Raw genomic sequence first — 15,724 nt, forward strand, 5'->3', positions numbered from 1 at the left:
CGACATTGAACTGTCAGGAAAGTTTCCTATCAAGTGTCGCGCACGGACGTGTCCCCGCCGAGGACAAGGTTCGTACGATCGAACGAACAAGCCCCGGCCCTCTGGTGACGGTCCGTCAGGAAGTGCCCGGAGTGTCCCCGCGCCAGTCGAAGCGGCGGCCGTCGCCCCCGCGCCGTACGTACACGGCCCGGCCGCCGGGGCCGTAGCGGCCTATCTCGGTCGTCAGCGCGACCTCGCGCGGCGCGTGCTCCGCCCGGTCCGTGACGTCCAGGAGCAGGCCGTCCAGCGGGCCGCCCACCAGTTGAGCGTACGCGCGGTCCGGGCGGGGTCCCGCGTCGTCGTGATCGGCGCCGTAGACCCGGCCCCGCAAGAACTCAGCCTCGTCCATGACCAGCAGCTTGGCATCCGCCACTGACAACGGCCCCCGGTGACCGGGCGGCGGAGCCGGGCGCGCCGGGGGCGGCCGGGGGCGCACGGAGGCGTTCGCCGCATCCCCTCCGGGGCGGCGGGTATCCCCTCCTCACGCGCACATCACGTGTACGGGGGTGGGGGGCCGACCCGGATGGCAGGCATACGGAGGCGGGCGCGGGCGCGGAGGAGCGAATCGGCGCGCGCCCGGCGCAGACGGACGGTGAGCGAGTTACGGGCGGCGGGCCGGGACGGGCCTCGGCTGTCCGAGGTGCTGCCCGCGCTCGCCCTGCTGGTGGCGGCCGGGTGCGGGGCGGTCGTGGGGCTGGTGTTCGTCGTGCGCGGTCTCGGCGCCGGGGCGGGTGCCCTGGCCGTCGGGGCGCTGGCCGTCGCCGTCGCCGTGGTGCTGCGCAGGTCGCGGCTGCCGGCCCGGCGGCGGGGCGGGTACTACACGCCGGAGGAGCTGGCGGAGCTGGACATGCCGGGGCTGGTGGTCGCGGTCGCGCGGATGCTGCGGCGGGACGGCTGGCGGGTGCTGCCGCCGCCCCGGCACGACACCTTCCATCTGTCCGCCCGGGACGGCCGGGGGCGCCTGCTCGACGTGGCGTTCCGGCCGGTGGCCGAGCCGCTGCCGGACGAGGACACGTCGTGTTCCTGCCGCCCGCCGCGGGCGCGGGCCCGGTCGGGGCCCCCGTTGCGGCTCGTCGTCCACCGGGGCGCGTTCAGCCACCGTGACGAGGTGTGGGCCGCGCGCGAGGGCCGCACCGTCCTGATCGACGGGCCCCGGCTGCGGCTGTGGGCGCGGGGCACCTCGCTGGCCCAGCTCGTGGCCGGGGTGCCCGCCGCCGCGCCCCGCCGGACCTGAGCCGCCGTGCCGTCAGGCGTCGCCCGCGACCGTCCGCAGGTAGGCGCCGAGGCGGGCGATCGCCGACGGGTTGCGGGGGCTCTCGACCAGGTCGACGTAGTCGAGCACGAAGATCCTCCGGTGCTTCACGGCGGACACGTCGCGCAGCGGGGCGTAGGACAGCAGGAAGTCCTTCTTCTGCTCGGCGCTGACGTCGCCGTAGTCGCAGATCACGATGACCTCGGGGTCGCGTTCGACGACGGTCTCCCAGCCCACGGCCGTCCAGGAGTCCGCCAGGTCGTGCATGACGTTGGTGCCGCCGGCCTCGCTGATGATCTGCTCCGGCGCGGCGAAGCGGCCGGAGGTGAAGGGCTGGTCCTGGCCGCTGTCGTAGAGGAAGACGGAGGGCCGGTCCGCGGCGGCGGGGGCCTGGGCCCGGACGTCGGCGACCTGCTTCTTGAAGTCGGCGATCAGCGTGGCCGCGCGCTTCTCCACCCCGAAGAGCTTGCCCAGGTTGGTGAGGTCGGCGTAGAGGGCGTCGAGGGGCGGCATGATGCCGCGTGAGGTCTCGGTGCGGCCGTTGCGGCAGGACTCGGTGAGCACGTACGAGGGGATGCCGAGCTTCTTCAGGGCGGCCGGGGTGAAGCCGCCGTCCTCGCGGAAGCCGTAGTTCCAGCCGGCGAAGACCAGGTCGGCGCGGGCGTCGAGGACGTTCTCCTTGGTGAGCTGGTCCTTGGAGAGCCACTCGACCTTGTCGTAGCCGTCCTTCCAGGGCACGCCGCTCAGGTCACCCTTGTCGTCGGGCATGGCGAAGCCGGCCATGCGGTCCTCCAGGCCGAGCGCGAACATCAGCTCGGTGATGCCGACGTCGTTGGTGACGACGCGTTCGGGCACCTTGTCGTAGGTGACCTTCCGGCCGCAGTTGGTGAGGGTGATCGCCTTGCCGTCGGCGGGGGCGGACGTCTCGACGGTGGCACCGCAGCCGGTGGCGGTGAGCGCGAGGACGAGGGCGAGGGCGGCGATGGGGAGGAGGGGGCGCTGGGCGGGCACGGGGGTTCCTTACGGGAGGAGGTCGAAGAGGAGCTGGACGGTGCCGGTGACGGGGTGGGGCACGGGATGGGCCCGGACGCCGAAGACGTCGGCGAGCAGATCGGGGCGGAGCACCTCGTGCGGGGTGCCGTGGGCGACGATCCGGCCGCCGTCGATGACGTACAGCAGATCGCAGTGGGCGGCGGCGAGGTTGAGGTCGTGCAGGGCGGCGAGCGCGGTCGGACCGCTGCGCCGGACCAGCGCGAGCAGGTCCAACTGGTGGGAGATGTCGAGGTGGTTGGTGGGCTCGTCCAGGACGAGCACCTTGGGCTGCTGGGCCAGCGCGCGGGCGATCAGGACGCGTTGCCGCTCCCCGCCGGACAGGGCGAGGAAGCCGCGTCCGGCGAGGTGGGCGACGCCGGTGCCGGCCATGGCCCGGGCGCAGATCTCGTGGTCGGTGCGGGCCGTGCGGCCCTGGTGCGGCAGCCGTCCCATGGCGACGACCTCGGCGACGGTGAAGTCGAACTCGGCGGCGGACTCCTGCGGAAGGGCGGCCAGCACCCGGGCGGCGGCCGTCGGGGGCAGTGCGTGCAGATCGTCCCCGGCGAGGCGGATCGTGCCGGCGGCGGGGCGCAGCGCGCGGTAGACACAGCGCAACAGGGTGGACTTGCCACTGCCGTTGGGGCCTATGAGACCGACGAATTGTCCGTCGGGGACGGTCAGCCGGATGTCGTCGACGATCCGGGCGCCGGACGCCTCGACCGTCACGCCGTCCAGGTCAAGACGCATGGTGTCCTCCGGGGGTGGTCATGGTCAGCGGCCTCCGAGCGGGCCGTCGCCGCGCCGCATGAGCAGCAGGAAGGCAGGGACGCCGACCACGGCGGTGATCACGCCGACGGGGAGTTCGGCGGGGGCGAGCAGCAGCCGGGAGAGCAGATCGGCCCAGACGAGCAGGACGGCCCCGGCGAGCGGGGCGAGGACCAGCACCCGGCGGTGGTCGGCGCCGGCCACCATGCGCACCAGGTGGGGCACCATCAGCCCGACGAACCCGATGGCCCCGCTGACCGCGACGACGGTGCCGGTGACGGCGGCGGTGACGACGAACAGCTCCCGGCGCAGCGCGGTCGGCGGGACGCCGAGGGCGGCGGCGGTCTCGTCGCCCATGGCGAGCGCGTTGAGCGCCTCGGCCCGCCGGCGCAGCCAGATCCAGCCGAGCGTCACGGTGACGGCGGCGATGGGCACTTGAGCCCAGGTGGCGCCGCCGAGGCTGCCCAGCAGCCACATCATCGCCGAGCGGGCGGCCTCGCCGCGGGCCGCGCCGAACACCATCACGGTGGTGACGGCCTCGAAGCCGTACGCCAGGGCGGTGCCGGTGAGGATCAGCCGCAGCGGGGTGAGGCCGCGCGGGGTGCGGGCGGCGGCGTAGACCAGGACCATGGCGGCGAGGGCGGACGCGAACGCGGACACGGACAGCGCCCACACGCCGAGCCCGGCGAACACCCCCAGCAGGATGACGGCGTTGGCGCCGACGGCCGCGCCGGAGGAGATGCCGAGGACGAACGGGTCGGCGAGCGCGTTGCGGACCATGGCCTGTACGGCGACCCCGACGGAGGCGAGCCCCGCGCCGACCACGGCGCCGAGCACGACACGGGGCAGCCGGATCTCCCAGACGATGGTGTAGGCGGGTCCGTCGGCGGCGGCCACGGTGCCGCCGGTGAGCCCGGCCCACAGGAACCGGAACACGTCGGCGGCGCCGACGCCCGCGGCTCCGAGGGTGACCCCGGCCAGCAGGGAGACGAGCAGGAGCAGGCCGAGTCCGGCGGCCACGGGGGCGAGGGGAGGGCGGCGGAGGCTCGTCGCCGGAGCGGGGGCGGTGCGGCTGGGACTCGCCGTCGGTGGTCGGCGCACGGGCGGAGGCGGTCCTTCGGCTGGGGCCGCCTGTGGCGCACGGAGACGGCCCGGACGGCCCGAGACGGCCGTGCGGTCCCCCTTCTCGCAGTCCACGGCGAGCGGTCAACGGGTCGCGTACCCACCGTGGGCGATCGGGCTCACGCGGCGGACCTGGGGTCGCCGCGCACACCGTTGCGGGTCAGCGCCGGACTCTCACCGGACTTCCCCCGCGGGGGGCGAGGGGAGCCTAACAAACACCGCGGCCGGCGGTCGGTCCGGGCCCGTGACGCACCGCCGCCCGGACCCTCGGGGGCCCGGGCGGCGGTGTGACGACGGCTCAGGTCAGGGCGTGAGCTGCCAGCGCTGGATGTAGCCGACGTCGATGGAGGCGCGGTCCTGGACCCGCAGTTTCCAGGTGCCGTTGAGGGGCTGGGCCGAGGCGTCGACCGTGAAGGTCTGGTCGACGTTGTCGGCGGAGCCGCCGCTGCGGTTGAGCAGGGAGTACACGGTGCCGTTGGGGCCGACGAGGTCGACGGTCAGGTCACTGCGGTAGGTGTGGACGATGTTGACGTAGACCGAGGCGGTGGCGGAGGCGTTGCCCTCGCGGCCCTCGATGGTGACGGCGGACTCCACGGCGGCCCCGTTGTCGGGGATGTCGACGCGGGTGGCGTTGGCGTAGACGTACGCGATCCGCCAGCCGAAGGTGTCCGAGACCGAGGCGCCGGTGCTGTCGGTGACCGTGACGGTGACGTCGCCGGTGCCCAGGGTGGTCGGGGTGCCGGTGATCAGACCGCTCGGGCTGATGGCGAGGCCGTCGGGCAGTCCGGTCGCCTCGTAGGTGAGGCCCGCACCGGTGTTGGTGGTGTAGGCGTCCACCTGGAGGCTGACGGCCTGGCCGATGCCGCTGGTCTGGTCGGCGATCGGGGCGAGGTTGACGCCGAGGGCTATCCGGTTGCCGACGTTGATGGCGGCCCAGGCGTCGGCGACGGCCAGGTAGGTGGGGCTGTAGGCGCCGAACAGGTCGGCGGCGGCCGACAGGGTGGCGGTGCGGGCGCCCGCGTAGTTCGTCGAGGAGGTCATGTACGTGGTGAGCGCCCGGTACCAGATCGCGGCCGCGTTGCTCACGCCGATGCCGGTGACGGCCTGGCCGTCGTAGGTCGGGCTGTCGTAGGCGACGCCGTTGACGGTCTTGGCGCCGCTGCCCTCGGAGAGCAGGTAGAAGAAGTGGTTCGCCGGTCCCGAGGAGTAGTGGACGTCGATGCCGCCCAGGGTGGAGCTCCAGTAGTCGCGCGAGGAGCCGTCCTTGGAGGGCTTGTCCATGTAGCGCAGCGGGGTGCCGTTGCCGTTGATGTCGATCTTCTCGCCGACGAGGTAGTCCGGGACGTCGGCGGCGAGGTCGGCGTCGAACTCGACGGCCGCGGCGAAGATGTCCGAGGTCGCCTCGTTGAGACCGCCGGACTCGCCCGCGTAGGTCAGATTGGCGGTGGCGCTGGTGACACCGTGGCTCATCTCGTGCGCGGCCACGTCGAGCGAGGTCAGCGGGTGGGTGTTGCCCGAGCCGTCGCCGTACGTCATGCAGAAGCAACTGTCCTGCCAGAACGCGTTGACGTAGTTGTTGCCGTAGTGGGCGCGGCTGTAGGCGGCGACACCGTCGCCCCGGATGCCGTTGCGGCCGTGCACGTTCTTGAAGTAGTCCCAGGTGGCGGCGGCGCCGAAGGCCACGTCGACACCGGCGGTCTGCCGGTTGCCCGTGGTGCCGTCGCCCCAGACATCGTTGTCGTCCGTGAAGAGGGTCCCGGTCCCGGAGGTGCCCTGGTTGAGGTCGTAGGTGCGCTGGTTCGCGCGGTCCGGGTCCACGAGCTGGTACGTCGATCCCGACAGGGTGGAGCCGACCGTGACCTCGCCGCTGTACTGGCCGGTGCCGCTGCCGGTGTGCACCTTCTCGGCGGCCAGGATCTGCTTGCCGGTGGTGGCGTCGGTGACGACCTGGAGTTCGCTCGGGGTGCCGTCCTCCTGGACGCCCTCCACGACCGTCTCCCAGGCGAGCGCCGGCTTGCCGGTGCCGGCGGCCCAGACGACGAGGCGCGGCGCGCGCTCGGTCTCGGTGCCGGAGACGTCGGCGCTCTTCGCGGCCGCGACCGCCCGGCTGCCGGCCTGCGCGGCCGAGAGCTTCGGGGTCAGCGAGGGCACGCCGAGACGCGCGGTGGCGGCCTTGGACACGGTGGTCCGGTTGTCCTTGAGGTGGACGACCAGGTCGCCGCCGAGGACGGGCAGTCCGGCGTAGGTGCGCTCGTAGCGGGTGTGGGTGGTGCCGTCGGCGTCCTGGATGACGTCCTTGACGACGAGCTTCTCCTGGCCGCCGAGGCCGAGGCGCTGGGCGGTGGCCGCCGAGGCGCTCTGGGCGCTCTTGATCAGCGCGGTGCGGCGGGACGGCGTCAGGGTCACCGGGGCGGACCCGGCCCGGGGGGTGGCGGTGATCGTGGCGGGGCCGGGGTCGGCGGGCGCGGCCGATACGGGCCCGGCGGGGGCGCCGAGGGCCAGCAGGGTGCCGACGGCGGTGAGGGCGAGGGCGGTGGCGCGTCTGCGCCGGGTGACGAGGCGGGGTCGCCGGGGCAACGTGTTCTCCTTCTGCGAAGGTCGGCCCGCCGTGATGCGAGCCGAGGTGGGGGTGGGATCGCAGGGGGGTGGGATCGCGGGGGATGAGATCGCAGGGGTGGGGGACTGCGGTGACGGAGCGTGAAGCACCGGTGAACTTCGGGAAGCAGCCTGGCACTGCGTGCACAGCTTTGTCATGGGAATGCCAAGACAACGGCTGGAAATGACCAGGTGCCTGAGCCGTTCGAGTGGTCCGTTCCCGCGGGCCGTCGTAGCGTCGATACAGCACTTCACCGGGTGATCCGTGTGATCCGGCACGGCGGGTCCCGGGACGGGCGGGCGGGAGCGGACATGCGACACACGACGAGAACAGTGGTCATGGTGAGCGCGGCACTGGGTCTCACCGCGACGGTCGGCACGGCCACGGCGGCCCCCGCCGCCTCCCCGCCGACGGCGGAGCGGGCCGCGGTGCGGCAGGTCTCCGACCCTGTCCTCGTCGACTGCCTCTGGAAGCCCGAGGTGCGCCCGAAGGCGTTCATCCTGGCCTGCGGCGACGGCAACAGCAGGCTCGTCTCCCTGCACTGGGACACCTGGGGCGCCCGGTCGGCGCGCGCCACCGGGGTCAACGTCGTCAACGACTGCGACCCGTACTGCGCGGCCGGCAGCTTCCACCCGTACGCCGTGGTGGTACGGCTGGACCGGCCGGAGCCGTGGAAGAAGAACCCGCGGGTCGAGCACTACACGCGGATGACGCTGACCTATCTCGGGGAGCGGCCGCCGCAGTACGACCGGGTCATCACCCTTCCCCTGTGGAACTGACCGGCGTCACTCCATGAGGCCGGCCGCCAGCGTCGCGCCCAGGTCCCAGCACGCCTCGACGTCCGCCTTGGCCGGCTCACCGGTGACGGTGACCGGCTCGGCGGCGCGCCGCCAGCCCAGCCCGGTGGTGACGGTCTCGACGGAGCGCACCGCGCCGGTGACGTCGTTGCCGCCGTGCACCCAGTAGCCGAAGGGCCGGCCGCGGGTGGCGTCCAGGCACGGGTAGTACACCTGGTCGAAGAAGTGCTTGAGCGCGCCCGACATGTAGCCGAGGTTCGCCGGGGTGCCGAGCAGATAGGCGTCCGCGTCCAGGACGTCGGAGGCGGTGGCGGCGAGCGCGGCGCGGCGCACCACCCGGACCCCCTCGATCTCCGGGGCCGTCGCGCCCGAGACGACGGCCTCGAACAGCGCCTGGCAGTTCGGCGAGGGGGTGTGATGGACGATCAGCAGGGTGGCCACGGAACGGAACCCTGCCCGCTCCCCCGCCGGGCCGCAAGCGACACCCCGGCGGAGCTGTCCCGCGGGCGCGGGCCCCGGCACCGCTGATTCGCACAACTCCCGTACGACCGTGGTCGATTGAGGTCACGGATCTTCGTTTTCCGAACCCTTCCCGGCCAGTCCCGGAGCGTGCCGCTCCCCCGCCGGACGGGCTCCGTACGGTCGTTCACGAGCGGGACGGGAGGAACCCGGACCCGTACGAACGGCAGGAGGAGCGCCATGGCGAATGTGGAAATCTCTCTGAAGGAGATCATGACCACGGCGGAGGGGGCGGTGGGTGCCGCCGTCGTGGACTACACCAGCGGGATGGCCCTGGGGACCATGGGCGGCGGCAAGGACCTCGATCTCGGGGTCGCCGCGGCGGGCAACACCGATGTGATCCGCGCGAAGGTCCGCACCATGGAACACCTCGGTCTGAAGGGCGAGATCGAGGACATCCTGATCACCCTGGGCAGTCAGTACCACCTCATCCGGCTCGTCCAGAGCCGGCAGGGCACGGGGCTGTTCATCTACCTCGTGCTGGACCGGGCCCGTTCCAATCTGGCCATGGCCCGCCACCAGCTCAAGCGCATCGAGGCCGAACTCGAGGTGTAGACATCCCGACGATCCTCGGCTTCGCACACCCTCGACTTGCAGATTTCTTCATCTCGACACATCCAGATCAACGCATCACCGAGGTGTGCGGAGCCCGCAGCCACGAGGATCGTGACGCAGGACCTCGCGCGCGGCGGCACACGGAGGCGGGCCGCCGCGCCGCCGAGCACCACTCAACCCACCGCGGCAGGGAGCGAGCGAACGATCATGCAGGTCCCCCTCTACCAGGCAAAGGCCGAGTTCTTCCGCATGCTCGGGCACCCGGTCCGTATCAGGGTCCTCGAACTGCTCCAGAGCGGCCCCGTCGCCGTGCGGGACCTGCTCACCGAGATCGAGATCGAACCGTCCAGCCTCTCCCAGCAGTTGGCGGTGCTGCGGCGCTCGGGGATCGTGGTGTCGATCCGGGAGGGCTCGACGGTCAGCTACGCGCTGGCCGGCGGTGACGTCGCCGAGCTGCTGCGGGCGGCCCGCCGCATCCTGACCGAACTCCTGGCGGGACAGAACGAGTTGCTGGCCGAACTGCGCCAGGCGGACCCGCCGCTGCCCGGACCCCGGCAGGCGGACGCGCCGCTGGACGACACTCCGCTCATCGACGCCCCGTTGGCCGACACGCCGTTGGCCGACGCCCCGCTGTCCCGTTCCCCGCTCCCCGTGCCGCAGGGAGGTGGGGCCAGGGCCTGACACCCCCGACACCCTCACCCGCGCCGGTCGAACAACGGCGCGGGCATCGAACGAAACAGACCGAAACGCCAGGCCCCGCCACCCCTTCCGCCATGTAGAAATATCTACCAGCATGCATATGCCGAGTCGGCATGCGTGCCGACGGCGACCGCCCGGCGGCGTGCCGACCAGCGTCCGGCCGGGTCCTGGGGACATCGGACGGAGCCGGTCGATGAACGAAGTGATGTGGGATCGCGGCGTGGAATGGCTCGCCGCCGCGGCGAAGGACCCCCGGGTCTGCAAACGGGACTGGGACCAGGGCGAGGGCATCGCCCTTCTGGAGGCGGGCCGTTACTGGGACGTGCTCAGCGTGCCGGACCGGCTGGGCATGCTGACGCTGGATCTGCTGTGGCAGTCGGCCCGGCCCGTCCCCGGACCCACCCTGGTGGACACCGCCGCCCACCGGGTGGGCTTCTTCCTGCCGCCGGACCCCGGCAGCCGATGGATCGGGGCCGGACTGCGGCACGCGGGCCGGGGCTCCTGGGTCGCGGTGCCGCCGCCGTACCGGCCGGCCCGGTTCGTGGAGTGGCTCGTGCCACCGGACGGCACGGGCTCCCTGCACGCGCCGGTCACACTGGAACTGGCGCTGCGTCAGGCGAACGGCACCCTGGCCGTGCTGGCACCGCTGCACACGGAATAGCGCCACCCGGCTTACATATCCGGGCTGCTCAGAGGCCCAACTCATGTGTCCCGCACGGCAATTCAGACACTCGGCACAGATGTGAACACATGCCGGGCACTTTCTGAGGCGAGTATCGCTCAACCGTGCGGGATCGGTCGATGACGGTGTGTACTGTGCTGCGAGTGCCCGGACACACCTTCCCTCCCGGGCATCCCTGTGCCCTGCCCGCCTTCCCCCCGCCTGCTCGCTCGCCCGGAACGACGTCCTCTCTTCTGGAACCGAATACCGATGATCCAATTACCGGACCTGGCCGTCGGCGGTCTCGCCGCCGGGACACTGTCCGCGCTCGCCCTCGCCGGCACGTTGCTGCGGCTGCGACGGCAACAGAGCAGGCAGCGCGCCGAGATATCCGCCCTGCACACTCAACTCGACGCCTCCATACGGGCGTTCACGGCGGAGGTCGAACACCTCGCGAACCACCGGGTGCCCGCCGCGGCCCGCAAGGTCGCCCATCCGCACCTGGAGGTGCCCGGCCCGCTCCAGCCGGCGACCCTCGGCACCCCGGCCGGGATCGCGCTGGAGAACGTGCTGCTGGCGCTCCAGTCCGAGGTGACCGCCCAGCGCACCCGGGTGGACGCGGCCGCCCAGGCCGGGATGCGCGGCGCGACCCGGGAGATCCAGGCCGCCCTGTACCGGCTCCAGGACGCCCTGCGCGGACTCCAACAGCGCTACGACGACCCCGAGTTGGCGCAGACGCTGTTCCAACTGGACCACGAGAACGAGCAGTCGCTGCGGCGGGCGCAGGTCGCCGCCGTGGTGTGCGGGGCCTGGGTCGGACTGGCCCGCGAGGAGTCGCACCTGGTCGACGCCGTGACCGGCGGTCAGGCCCGGCTCGCCGGATACCAGCGGGTCACGGTCCACAACCATCTCGAACCCGGCACGGCCCTGGTGTCGCACGCCGTGGAGCCGGTCGCGATCATCGTCGCCGAACTCCTCGACAACGCGCTGCGGCACTCCTCGCCGGACACCGAGGTCCTGGTGAGCCTGGCCCATGTCCACCACGGCGTCTGTGTCACCGTCGACGACGCGGGCCTCGGCATGACCCGCGACGAACGCGAGCGCGCCCAGCGGCTGGTGGCCGGAGACGACCCGATCCTGCTGACCGACCTGGGCGACCCGCCGCGGATGGGACTGGCCGCGATCGGCCGGCTGACCCGCCAGTTCGACCTCGGCGTGGACCTCTCCTCGACCTCCCCCTACGGCGGGGTGCGGGCGGTGCTGCGGATCGACAAGCACCTCCTCAGCCGGATCGACCCCGAGGAGCGGCCCCCGGCGGCCAGCGCCGCGCCCACCACCCGCAAGCCGGCGTCCGAACAGACCGCCGTCCCCTCCCACGCGTACGGGACGGAGCACGGCGAGGCGGAACCGGCCGGACACCGGACCGCCCCCGACACCGAGGCGCTCCCGCAGCGCCGTCGCCGCACCCGGCCCGCCGTACCGGAACCGGCCGAGCCGGCCGAGAGCGCCGTACCGGAGCCGGCCGCCGAGCACACGGCCGGGGCCGGATGGCCGGCCCGCAGTCCACGGGACGCGGCGGCCGCGCTGGGCGCCCTCCAGTCCGGGACCGCCGCCGCCCGCGCGGGCGCGGCCGAGCTGCCCGGCGCCTTCACGGCGGGCGCCGACGGCACCGGGCCGACCGACCACACAGACGACCGCACGGACGACCGCACAGAAGGGGGAGCGGCCCGATGACCAGCCGCAACACGGGCGACACGGCATGGGTGCTGGAACCGATCCTCGAGGTGCCGCATGTGACGGCCGCCGTCATGCTGACCCGGGACGGGCTCGTCACCGGGTACACCGACGCCCTGTCGCAGCCGTCGGCCGAGCGGGTCGCCGCCATCACCAGCACCGTGCAGGGCGCGTGCAGAACGGCGGCGGCCGCGTTCGCCGACCGGGAGCGGGCCGACGTACGGCAGATCGTGATCGAGTCCGATCTCGGCTACGTGCTGATCGTGCCCACCGACCACGGCACCTGTGTCGCCGCGTACGGCGACGGGGAGGTGCGCCTGGACATGCTGGCGCACCGCGTCCACTCCCAGGTGGTGCGACTGGGCGAGAAGGCCATGGCGGCCGCGTCCCGAGGGGCCGACGACAACGCTCCCGCATGACGGGCCGACCGGCCGGCCGTCCCCTCGTCCCCGCCTATCTGTCCACCGGCGGAGTGGCCAGGCCCAGCCGCCCCCACATGGAGCGGCTGACGGTGCTGGCGCTCGGCGACGGACCCCGGCCCGCCGGGCTCCCGCCGGCCGGACTCGCCCTGCTGGACGCCCTGGAGGGCGGTTCGCTGGCGGTGGTGGAGGCGGCGGCGCTGCTGCGGCTGCCGGTGTCCGCGGTGCGGGTGCTGGCGGCCGACCTGGTCGACCGGGACCTGGTCCTGGCTCGGGCGCCGATCCCGCCCGCCGAACGCTTCGACCCCGACCTGCTGAAGAGAGTGGCCGATGGCCTCCGCGCCCTCAAGCACACCTAGCGCCCATTCCGCCGGCCGCCCCCGCGACGCGGCCGGCGCCGACGGCATCCATCTGCCGGACACCGCCCGCGACCTGGTGAAGATCCTGGTCGCGGGGCCGTTCGGGGTGGGCAAGACCACCCTGATCGACTCCGTGTCCGAGATCCGGCCGCTGCACACCGAGGAGCATCTCAGCGAGGCGTCCGCGACGGTGGACGACCTGGCCGGGGTGCGGGACAAGGCGAGCACGACCGTCGCGATCGACTTCGGCCGGCTCAGCCTGCCGGGCGGGGTCGTGCTGTATCTGTTCGGCACCCCGGGCCAGGAGCGGTTCCGGGCGCTGTGGGACGACATCGCCTACGGGGCGCTCGGCGCGCTCGTGCTGGTGGACAGCCGGCGGCTCGACGCGTCCTTCGACGTGCTGGGTCTGGTGGAGGACAGCGGACTGCCGTACGCGGTCGCCTTCAACGACTTCCCCGACGCGCCCCGGCACCACGGCCCCGAGCAGTTGCGCCGCGCCCTGGACCTGGAGCCGGGGACGCCGATGGTGACGTGCGACGCGCGGGACACCAACTCCTCGATCGACGCGCTGCTCGCGCTGGTCGACCATCTCATCACCCGTGACCCCCTGGAGGCCCGGTGACCACCTATCCCCCGGACCGGCGGGACTTCGCGCGCTCGGCGCCGGTGCGCCTGTGGGAGGACGGCTTCGCCTCCGACCCGCTGCGCTACTACTCCGCCCTGCGCGCCCAGGGTGCCGTCGGCTGGGCCGAGTTGGCGCCCAACGTGCCGGCGTATCTCGTCACCGACCGGCGGGCCGCCCTGGAGGTGCTGCACGACGAGGAGCGGTTCTCGCACGACCCGCGGGCGTGGGAGGAGACCGTGCCGGCCGACTCCCCGGTGCTCGGCATGATGCGCTGGCGGCCCAACGCCCTGTTCGCCGACGGCGCCGCCCATGTCCGCTACCGCACCACGCTGATCGACGTGTTCGACCTGGTGGAACCGCACGACCTGCGGGCCCGGGTGCAGCGGGCGGTGCGGCTGCTGGCCGAGCGGATCGGACCGCTCGGGGAGGCCGATCTCGTCGCGGACTTCTCACGGCCGCTGCTGGCGCTGGTCCTCAACGACCTGTTCGGGCTGCCGGACAGTCAGGGCGACCTGCTCAACCGGACCCTGGGCAAGATGATGGAGGGCGGCGCGCAGGCCGCGCAGGGCGAGGCCGAGTACGGGCAGTACGTGCTCGATCTGATCGCCGCCAAGGCCGAGCGGCGCGGCGACGACCTGCCCAGCCGGCTGCTCGACCATCCGGCCCGGCTGACCCCGGAGGAGGTCACCTGGCAGGTGTTCCTCACCCTCGGCGCCGGGTACGAGCCGACGGCGAACCTGCTGTCCAACACCCTGTCGCGGATCCTGGGCAACCCGGACTACTACTCCACCCTCACCAACGGCGCGCGTCCGGTGATGGACGCGGTGGTCGAGGTGCTGCACCACGAGACGCCGCTCACCAACTACGGCATCTACTACGCCCGCAGGCCCCTGTCCTTCCACGGGGTGTGGCTGCGCGAGACGGTGCCGGTGGTGGTGTCGTTCGGGGCGCTCGGGCACTTCGCCGAGCAGCGGGGCGGCGAAGGACGGCATCCCCATGACGCCTCGCATCTGTCGTGGGGCGCGGGTGCGCACGCCTGTCCGGTGAAGCAGCACACGCTGCTGATCGTCACCGAGGCCATCGAGCGGCTCACCCAGTGGCTGCCCGACCTCGATCCCGTGCTGCCGCGCGACCGGCTGAGCTGGCGGCCGGGGCCGTTCCACCGCTCGCTGACCGCGCTGCCGGTCCGCTTCAGCCCCCGCTCCCCCGCCGCCGGCCGGTCCGACCGGCCGCACCGGCGGGACCAGCCGGATCAGCCGGATCAGCCGGATCAGCCGGATGACTCAGAACAGCCAGGAGTCCTGTCGTGACCGTGACCGACCGCTTCGTCCTCGACCCGCTGGGCGCCGACATCCCCGCCGAGAGCGCCCGGCTGCGCGCCCTCGGCCCGATCGTGCCCGTGGAGCTGCCCGGCGGCATCCCGGCCTGGGCGCCCACCCGCTACGACACGCTGAAGGAGCTGATACTCGACCCGCGGGTCAGCAAGGACCCGCGGCAGCACTGGCGGCTCTGGCCGGAGCTGGGCGAACACCCCTCCTGGGGCTGGATCCTCGGCTGGGTGGGCGTGGTCAACATGCTCTCCACCTACGGCGCGGACCACACGCGGCTGCGCAAACTGGTGGCGCCGAGCTTCACGGCCCGGCGCACCGAGGCCCTGCGCGCCCGGGTGGAGACCATCACCAAGGAGCTGCTGGACGGTCTGGAGTCCGGCGGTGAGGTGGTGGACCTGAAGGCGGGGTTCGCGCATCCGCTGCCGATGCGGATCATCTGCGAGCTGTTCGGGGTGCCGGAGGAGATGCGGGACGCCACCGCCCGGCTGATCGCGGCGATCATGGACACCTCGGATCCGAGCCCGGAGCACGCCGCGTTCGTGCAGGAGCAGATCGGCACCGTGCTGGGCGGGCTCATCGCGCACAAGAGCGAGCGTCCCGGCGACGACATGACGACCGAGCTGATCCGGGTGCGCGACGAGGACGGCGACCGGCTCAGCGGCGAGGAACTGCTGTACACGCTGCTGCTGGTGATCGGCGCCGGGTTCGAGACGACCGTGAACCTCATCGGCAACGCGGTGGTGGCGCTGCTGCGCCGTCCCGAGCAGCTCGCGGCCGTGCGGAGCGGGGAGATCGGCTGGGACGCGGTGGTGGACGAGACGCTGCGCGCGCACCCGTCGATCGCCTCGCTGCCGCTGCGGTTCGCGGTGACCGACCTGACGGTCGGTGAGGTGACGGTCCCGGCCGGGGACGCCATCATCACGACGTACGCGGCGGCGGGCCTCGACCCCGAGCACTACGGGGCGGACGCGGACGTGTTCGACGCGACGCGCGGGGCGGACGACCATCTGGCGTTCGGGATCGGGGTGCACCGGTGCATCGGCGCGCCGCTGGCCCGGATGGAGGCGCTCACCGCGCTGCCCGCGCTGTTCGAGCGGTTCCCGCGGCTGCGCGCGGCCGACGGGGAGCTGAGCCAGGTGCCGTCGTTCATCGCGTTCGGCTGGCAGGAGATCCCGGTCCGCCCGCACGGCTGAGCGAAGCCGCCCGCCGGAGACGGGGC

16 protein-coding genes, 1 pseudogene and 1 riboswitch are annotated in these 15,724 nt (G+C 73.0%); of the genes and pseudogenes, 11 read left to right on the top strand and 6 right to left on the bottom strand.

Annotation, left to right across the window (positions count from 1 at the left end):
• Positions 1 to 115: 115 nt before the first annotated feature.
• Complete coding sequence (locus G6W55_RS11390) at positions 116 to 388, bottom strand: hypothetical protein (RefSeq protein WP_175520688.1); 273 nt, start codon at positions 386 to 388, stop codon at positions 116 to 118.
• 243 nt (positions 389 to 631) lie between these two features.
• On the opposite strand from G6W55_RS11390, the gene G6W55_RS11395 reads away from it, so the two are divergent.
• Positions 632 to 1,273: a hypothetical protein gene (locus G6W55_RS11395; protein WP_175520689.1), complete on the top strand. Its 642-nt coding sequence runs from the start codon at positions 632 to 634 to the stop codon at positions 1,271 to 1,273.
• Between the two features lie 12 nt (positions 1,274 to 1,285).
• On the opposite strand, the gene G6W55_RS11400 is transcribed toward G6W55_RS11395, so the two are convergent.
• From G6W55_RS11400 to G6W55_RS11415, 4 genes are all read right to left on the bottom strand, one after another.
• A complete protein-coding gene (locus tag G6W55_RS11400; RefSeq protein ID WP_175520690.1) occupies positions 1,286 to 2,302 on the bottom strand; it encodes an ABC transporter substrate-binding protein in 1,017 nt (338 codons plus the stop codon).
• Between the two features lie 9 nt (positions 2,303 to 2,311).
• Complete coding sequence (locus tag G6W55_RS11405) at positions 2,312 to 3,070, bottom strand: ABC transporter ATP-binding protein (protein ID WP_175520691.1); 759 nt, start codon at positions 3,068 to 3,070, stop codon at positions 2,312 to 2,314.
• A gap of 24 nt (positions 3,071 to 3,094) precedes the next feature.
• Complete coding sequence (locus G6W55_RS11410) at positions 3,095 to 4,189, bottom strand: iron ABC transporter permease (protein ID WP_175520692.1); 1,095 nt, start codon at positions 4,187 to 4,189, stop codon at positions 3,095 to 3,097.
• A 128-nt stretch (positions 4,190 to 4,317) separates the two neighbouring features.
• Positions 4,318 to 4,399, bottom strand: a riboswitch (cobalamin riboswitch).
• Positions 4,400 to 4,513: 114 nt separating this feature from the next.
• Complete coding sequence (locus G6W55_RS11415; RefSeq protein ID WP_175520693.1) at positions 4,514 to 6,787, bottom strand: M4 family metallopeptidase; 2,274 nt, start codon at positions 6,785 to 6,787, stop codon at positions 4,514 to 4,516.
• Positions 6,788 to 7,117: 330 nt separating this feature from the next.
• Between G6W55_RS11415 and G6W55_RS11420 the strand changes: the two genes are divergently transcribed.
• Complete coding sequence (locus G6W55_RS11420) at positions 7,118 to 7,585, top strand: hypothetical protein (RefSeq protein ID WP_175520694.1); 468 nt, start codon at positions 7,118 to 7,120, stop codon at positions 7,583 to 7,585.
• Positions 7,586 to 7,591: 6 nt separating this feature from the next.
• On the opposite strand, the gene G6W55_RS11425 is transcribed toward G6W55_RS11420, so the two are convergent.
• On the bottom strand, positions 7,592 to 8,044 hold the full coding sequence (locus G6W55_RS11425) for an NAD(P)H-dependent oxidoreductase (protein ID WP_175520695.1): 453 nt from the start codon (positions 8,042 to 8,044) through the stop codon (positions 7,592 to 7,594).
• A gap of 258 nt (positions 8,045 to 8,302) precedes the next feature.
• Between G6W55_RS11425 and G6W55_RS11430 the strand changes: the two genes are divergently transcribed.
• The 9 genes and pseudogenes from G6W55_RS11430 to G6W55_RS11470 all read left to right on the top strand — a co-directional run bounded on the left by G6W55_RS11430 (position 8,303) and on the right by G6W55_RS11470 (position 15,698).
• Positions 8,303 to 8,677, top strand: a complete 375-nt coding sequence (locus G6W55_RS11430; RefSeq protein WP_030781280.1) for a hypothetical protein — start codon at positions 8,303 to 8,305, stop codon at positions 8,675 to 8,677.
• A gap of 207 nt (positions 8,678 to 8,884) precedes the next feature.
• A pseudogene (locus G6W55_RS11435) lies at positions 8,885 to 9,223 on the top strand (ArsR/SmtB family transcription factor); the annotation flags it as partial.
• Positions 9,224 to 9,569: 346 nt separating this feature from the next.
• Positions 9,570 to 10,037, top strand: a complete 468-nt coding sequence (locus tag G6W55_RS11440; RefSeq protein WP_175520696.1) for a hypothetical protein — start codon at positions 9,570 to 9,572, stop codon at positions 10,035 to 10,037.
• 270 nt (positions 10,038 to 10,307) lie between these two features.
• Positions 10,308 to 11,771, top strand: coding sequence for an ATP-binding protein (locus G6W55_RS11445; protein WP_254876190.1), 1,464 nt, complete (start codon positions 10,308 to 10,310; stop codon positions 11,769 to 11,771).
• Positions 11,768 to 12,190, top strand: a complete 423-nt coding sequence (locus G6W55_RS11450; RefSeq protein WP_175520697.1) for a roadblock/LC7 domain-containing protein — start codon at positions 11,768 to 11,770, stop codon at positions 12,188 to 12,190. The genes G6W55_RS11445 and G6W55_RS11450 overlap by 4 nt, the downstream gene beginning before the upstream one ends.
• Positions 12,187 to 12,549, top strand: a complete 363-nt coding sequence (locus G6W55_RS11455; protein WP_085212658.1) for a DUF742 domain-containing protein — start codon at positions 12,187 to 12,189, stop codon at positions 12,547 to 12,549. Before G6W55_RS11450 ends, G6W55_RS11455 begins: the two co-directional genes overlap by 4 nt.
• Positions 12,521 to 13,171, top strand: a complete 651-nt coding sequence (locus G6W55_RS11460) for an ATP/GTP-binding protein (protein ID WP_175520698.1) — start codon at positions 12,521 to 12,523, stop codon at positions 13,169 to 13,171. Before G6W55_RS11455 ends, G6W55_RS11460 begins: the two co-directional genes overlap by 29 nt.
• Positions 13,168 to 14,484, top strand: a complete 1,317-nt coding sequence (locus G6W55_RS11465) for a cytochrome P450 (RefSeq protein WP_309243682.1) — start codon at positions 13,168 to 13,170, stop codon at positions 14,482 to 14,484. Before G6W55_RS11460 ends, G6W55_RS11465 begins: the two co-directional genes overlap by 4 nt.
• On the top strand, positions 14,481 to 15,698 hold the full coding sequence (locus G6W55_RS11470; RefSeq protein WP_175520699.1) for a cytochrome P450: 1,218 nt from the start codon (positions 14,481 to 14,483) through the stop codon (positions 15,696 to 15,698). Before G6W55_RS11465 ends, G6W55_RS11470 begins: the two co-directional genes overlap by 4 nt.
• Positions 15,699 to 15,724 lie beyond the last annotated feature (26 nt).

The organism is Streptomyces sp. CAI-85 (genome assembly GCF_013363615.1).
GTDB lineage: Bacteria > Actinomycetota > Actinomycetes > Streptomycetales > Streptomycetaceae > Streptomyces > Streptomyces antibioticus_B.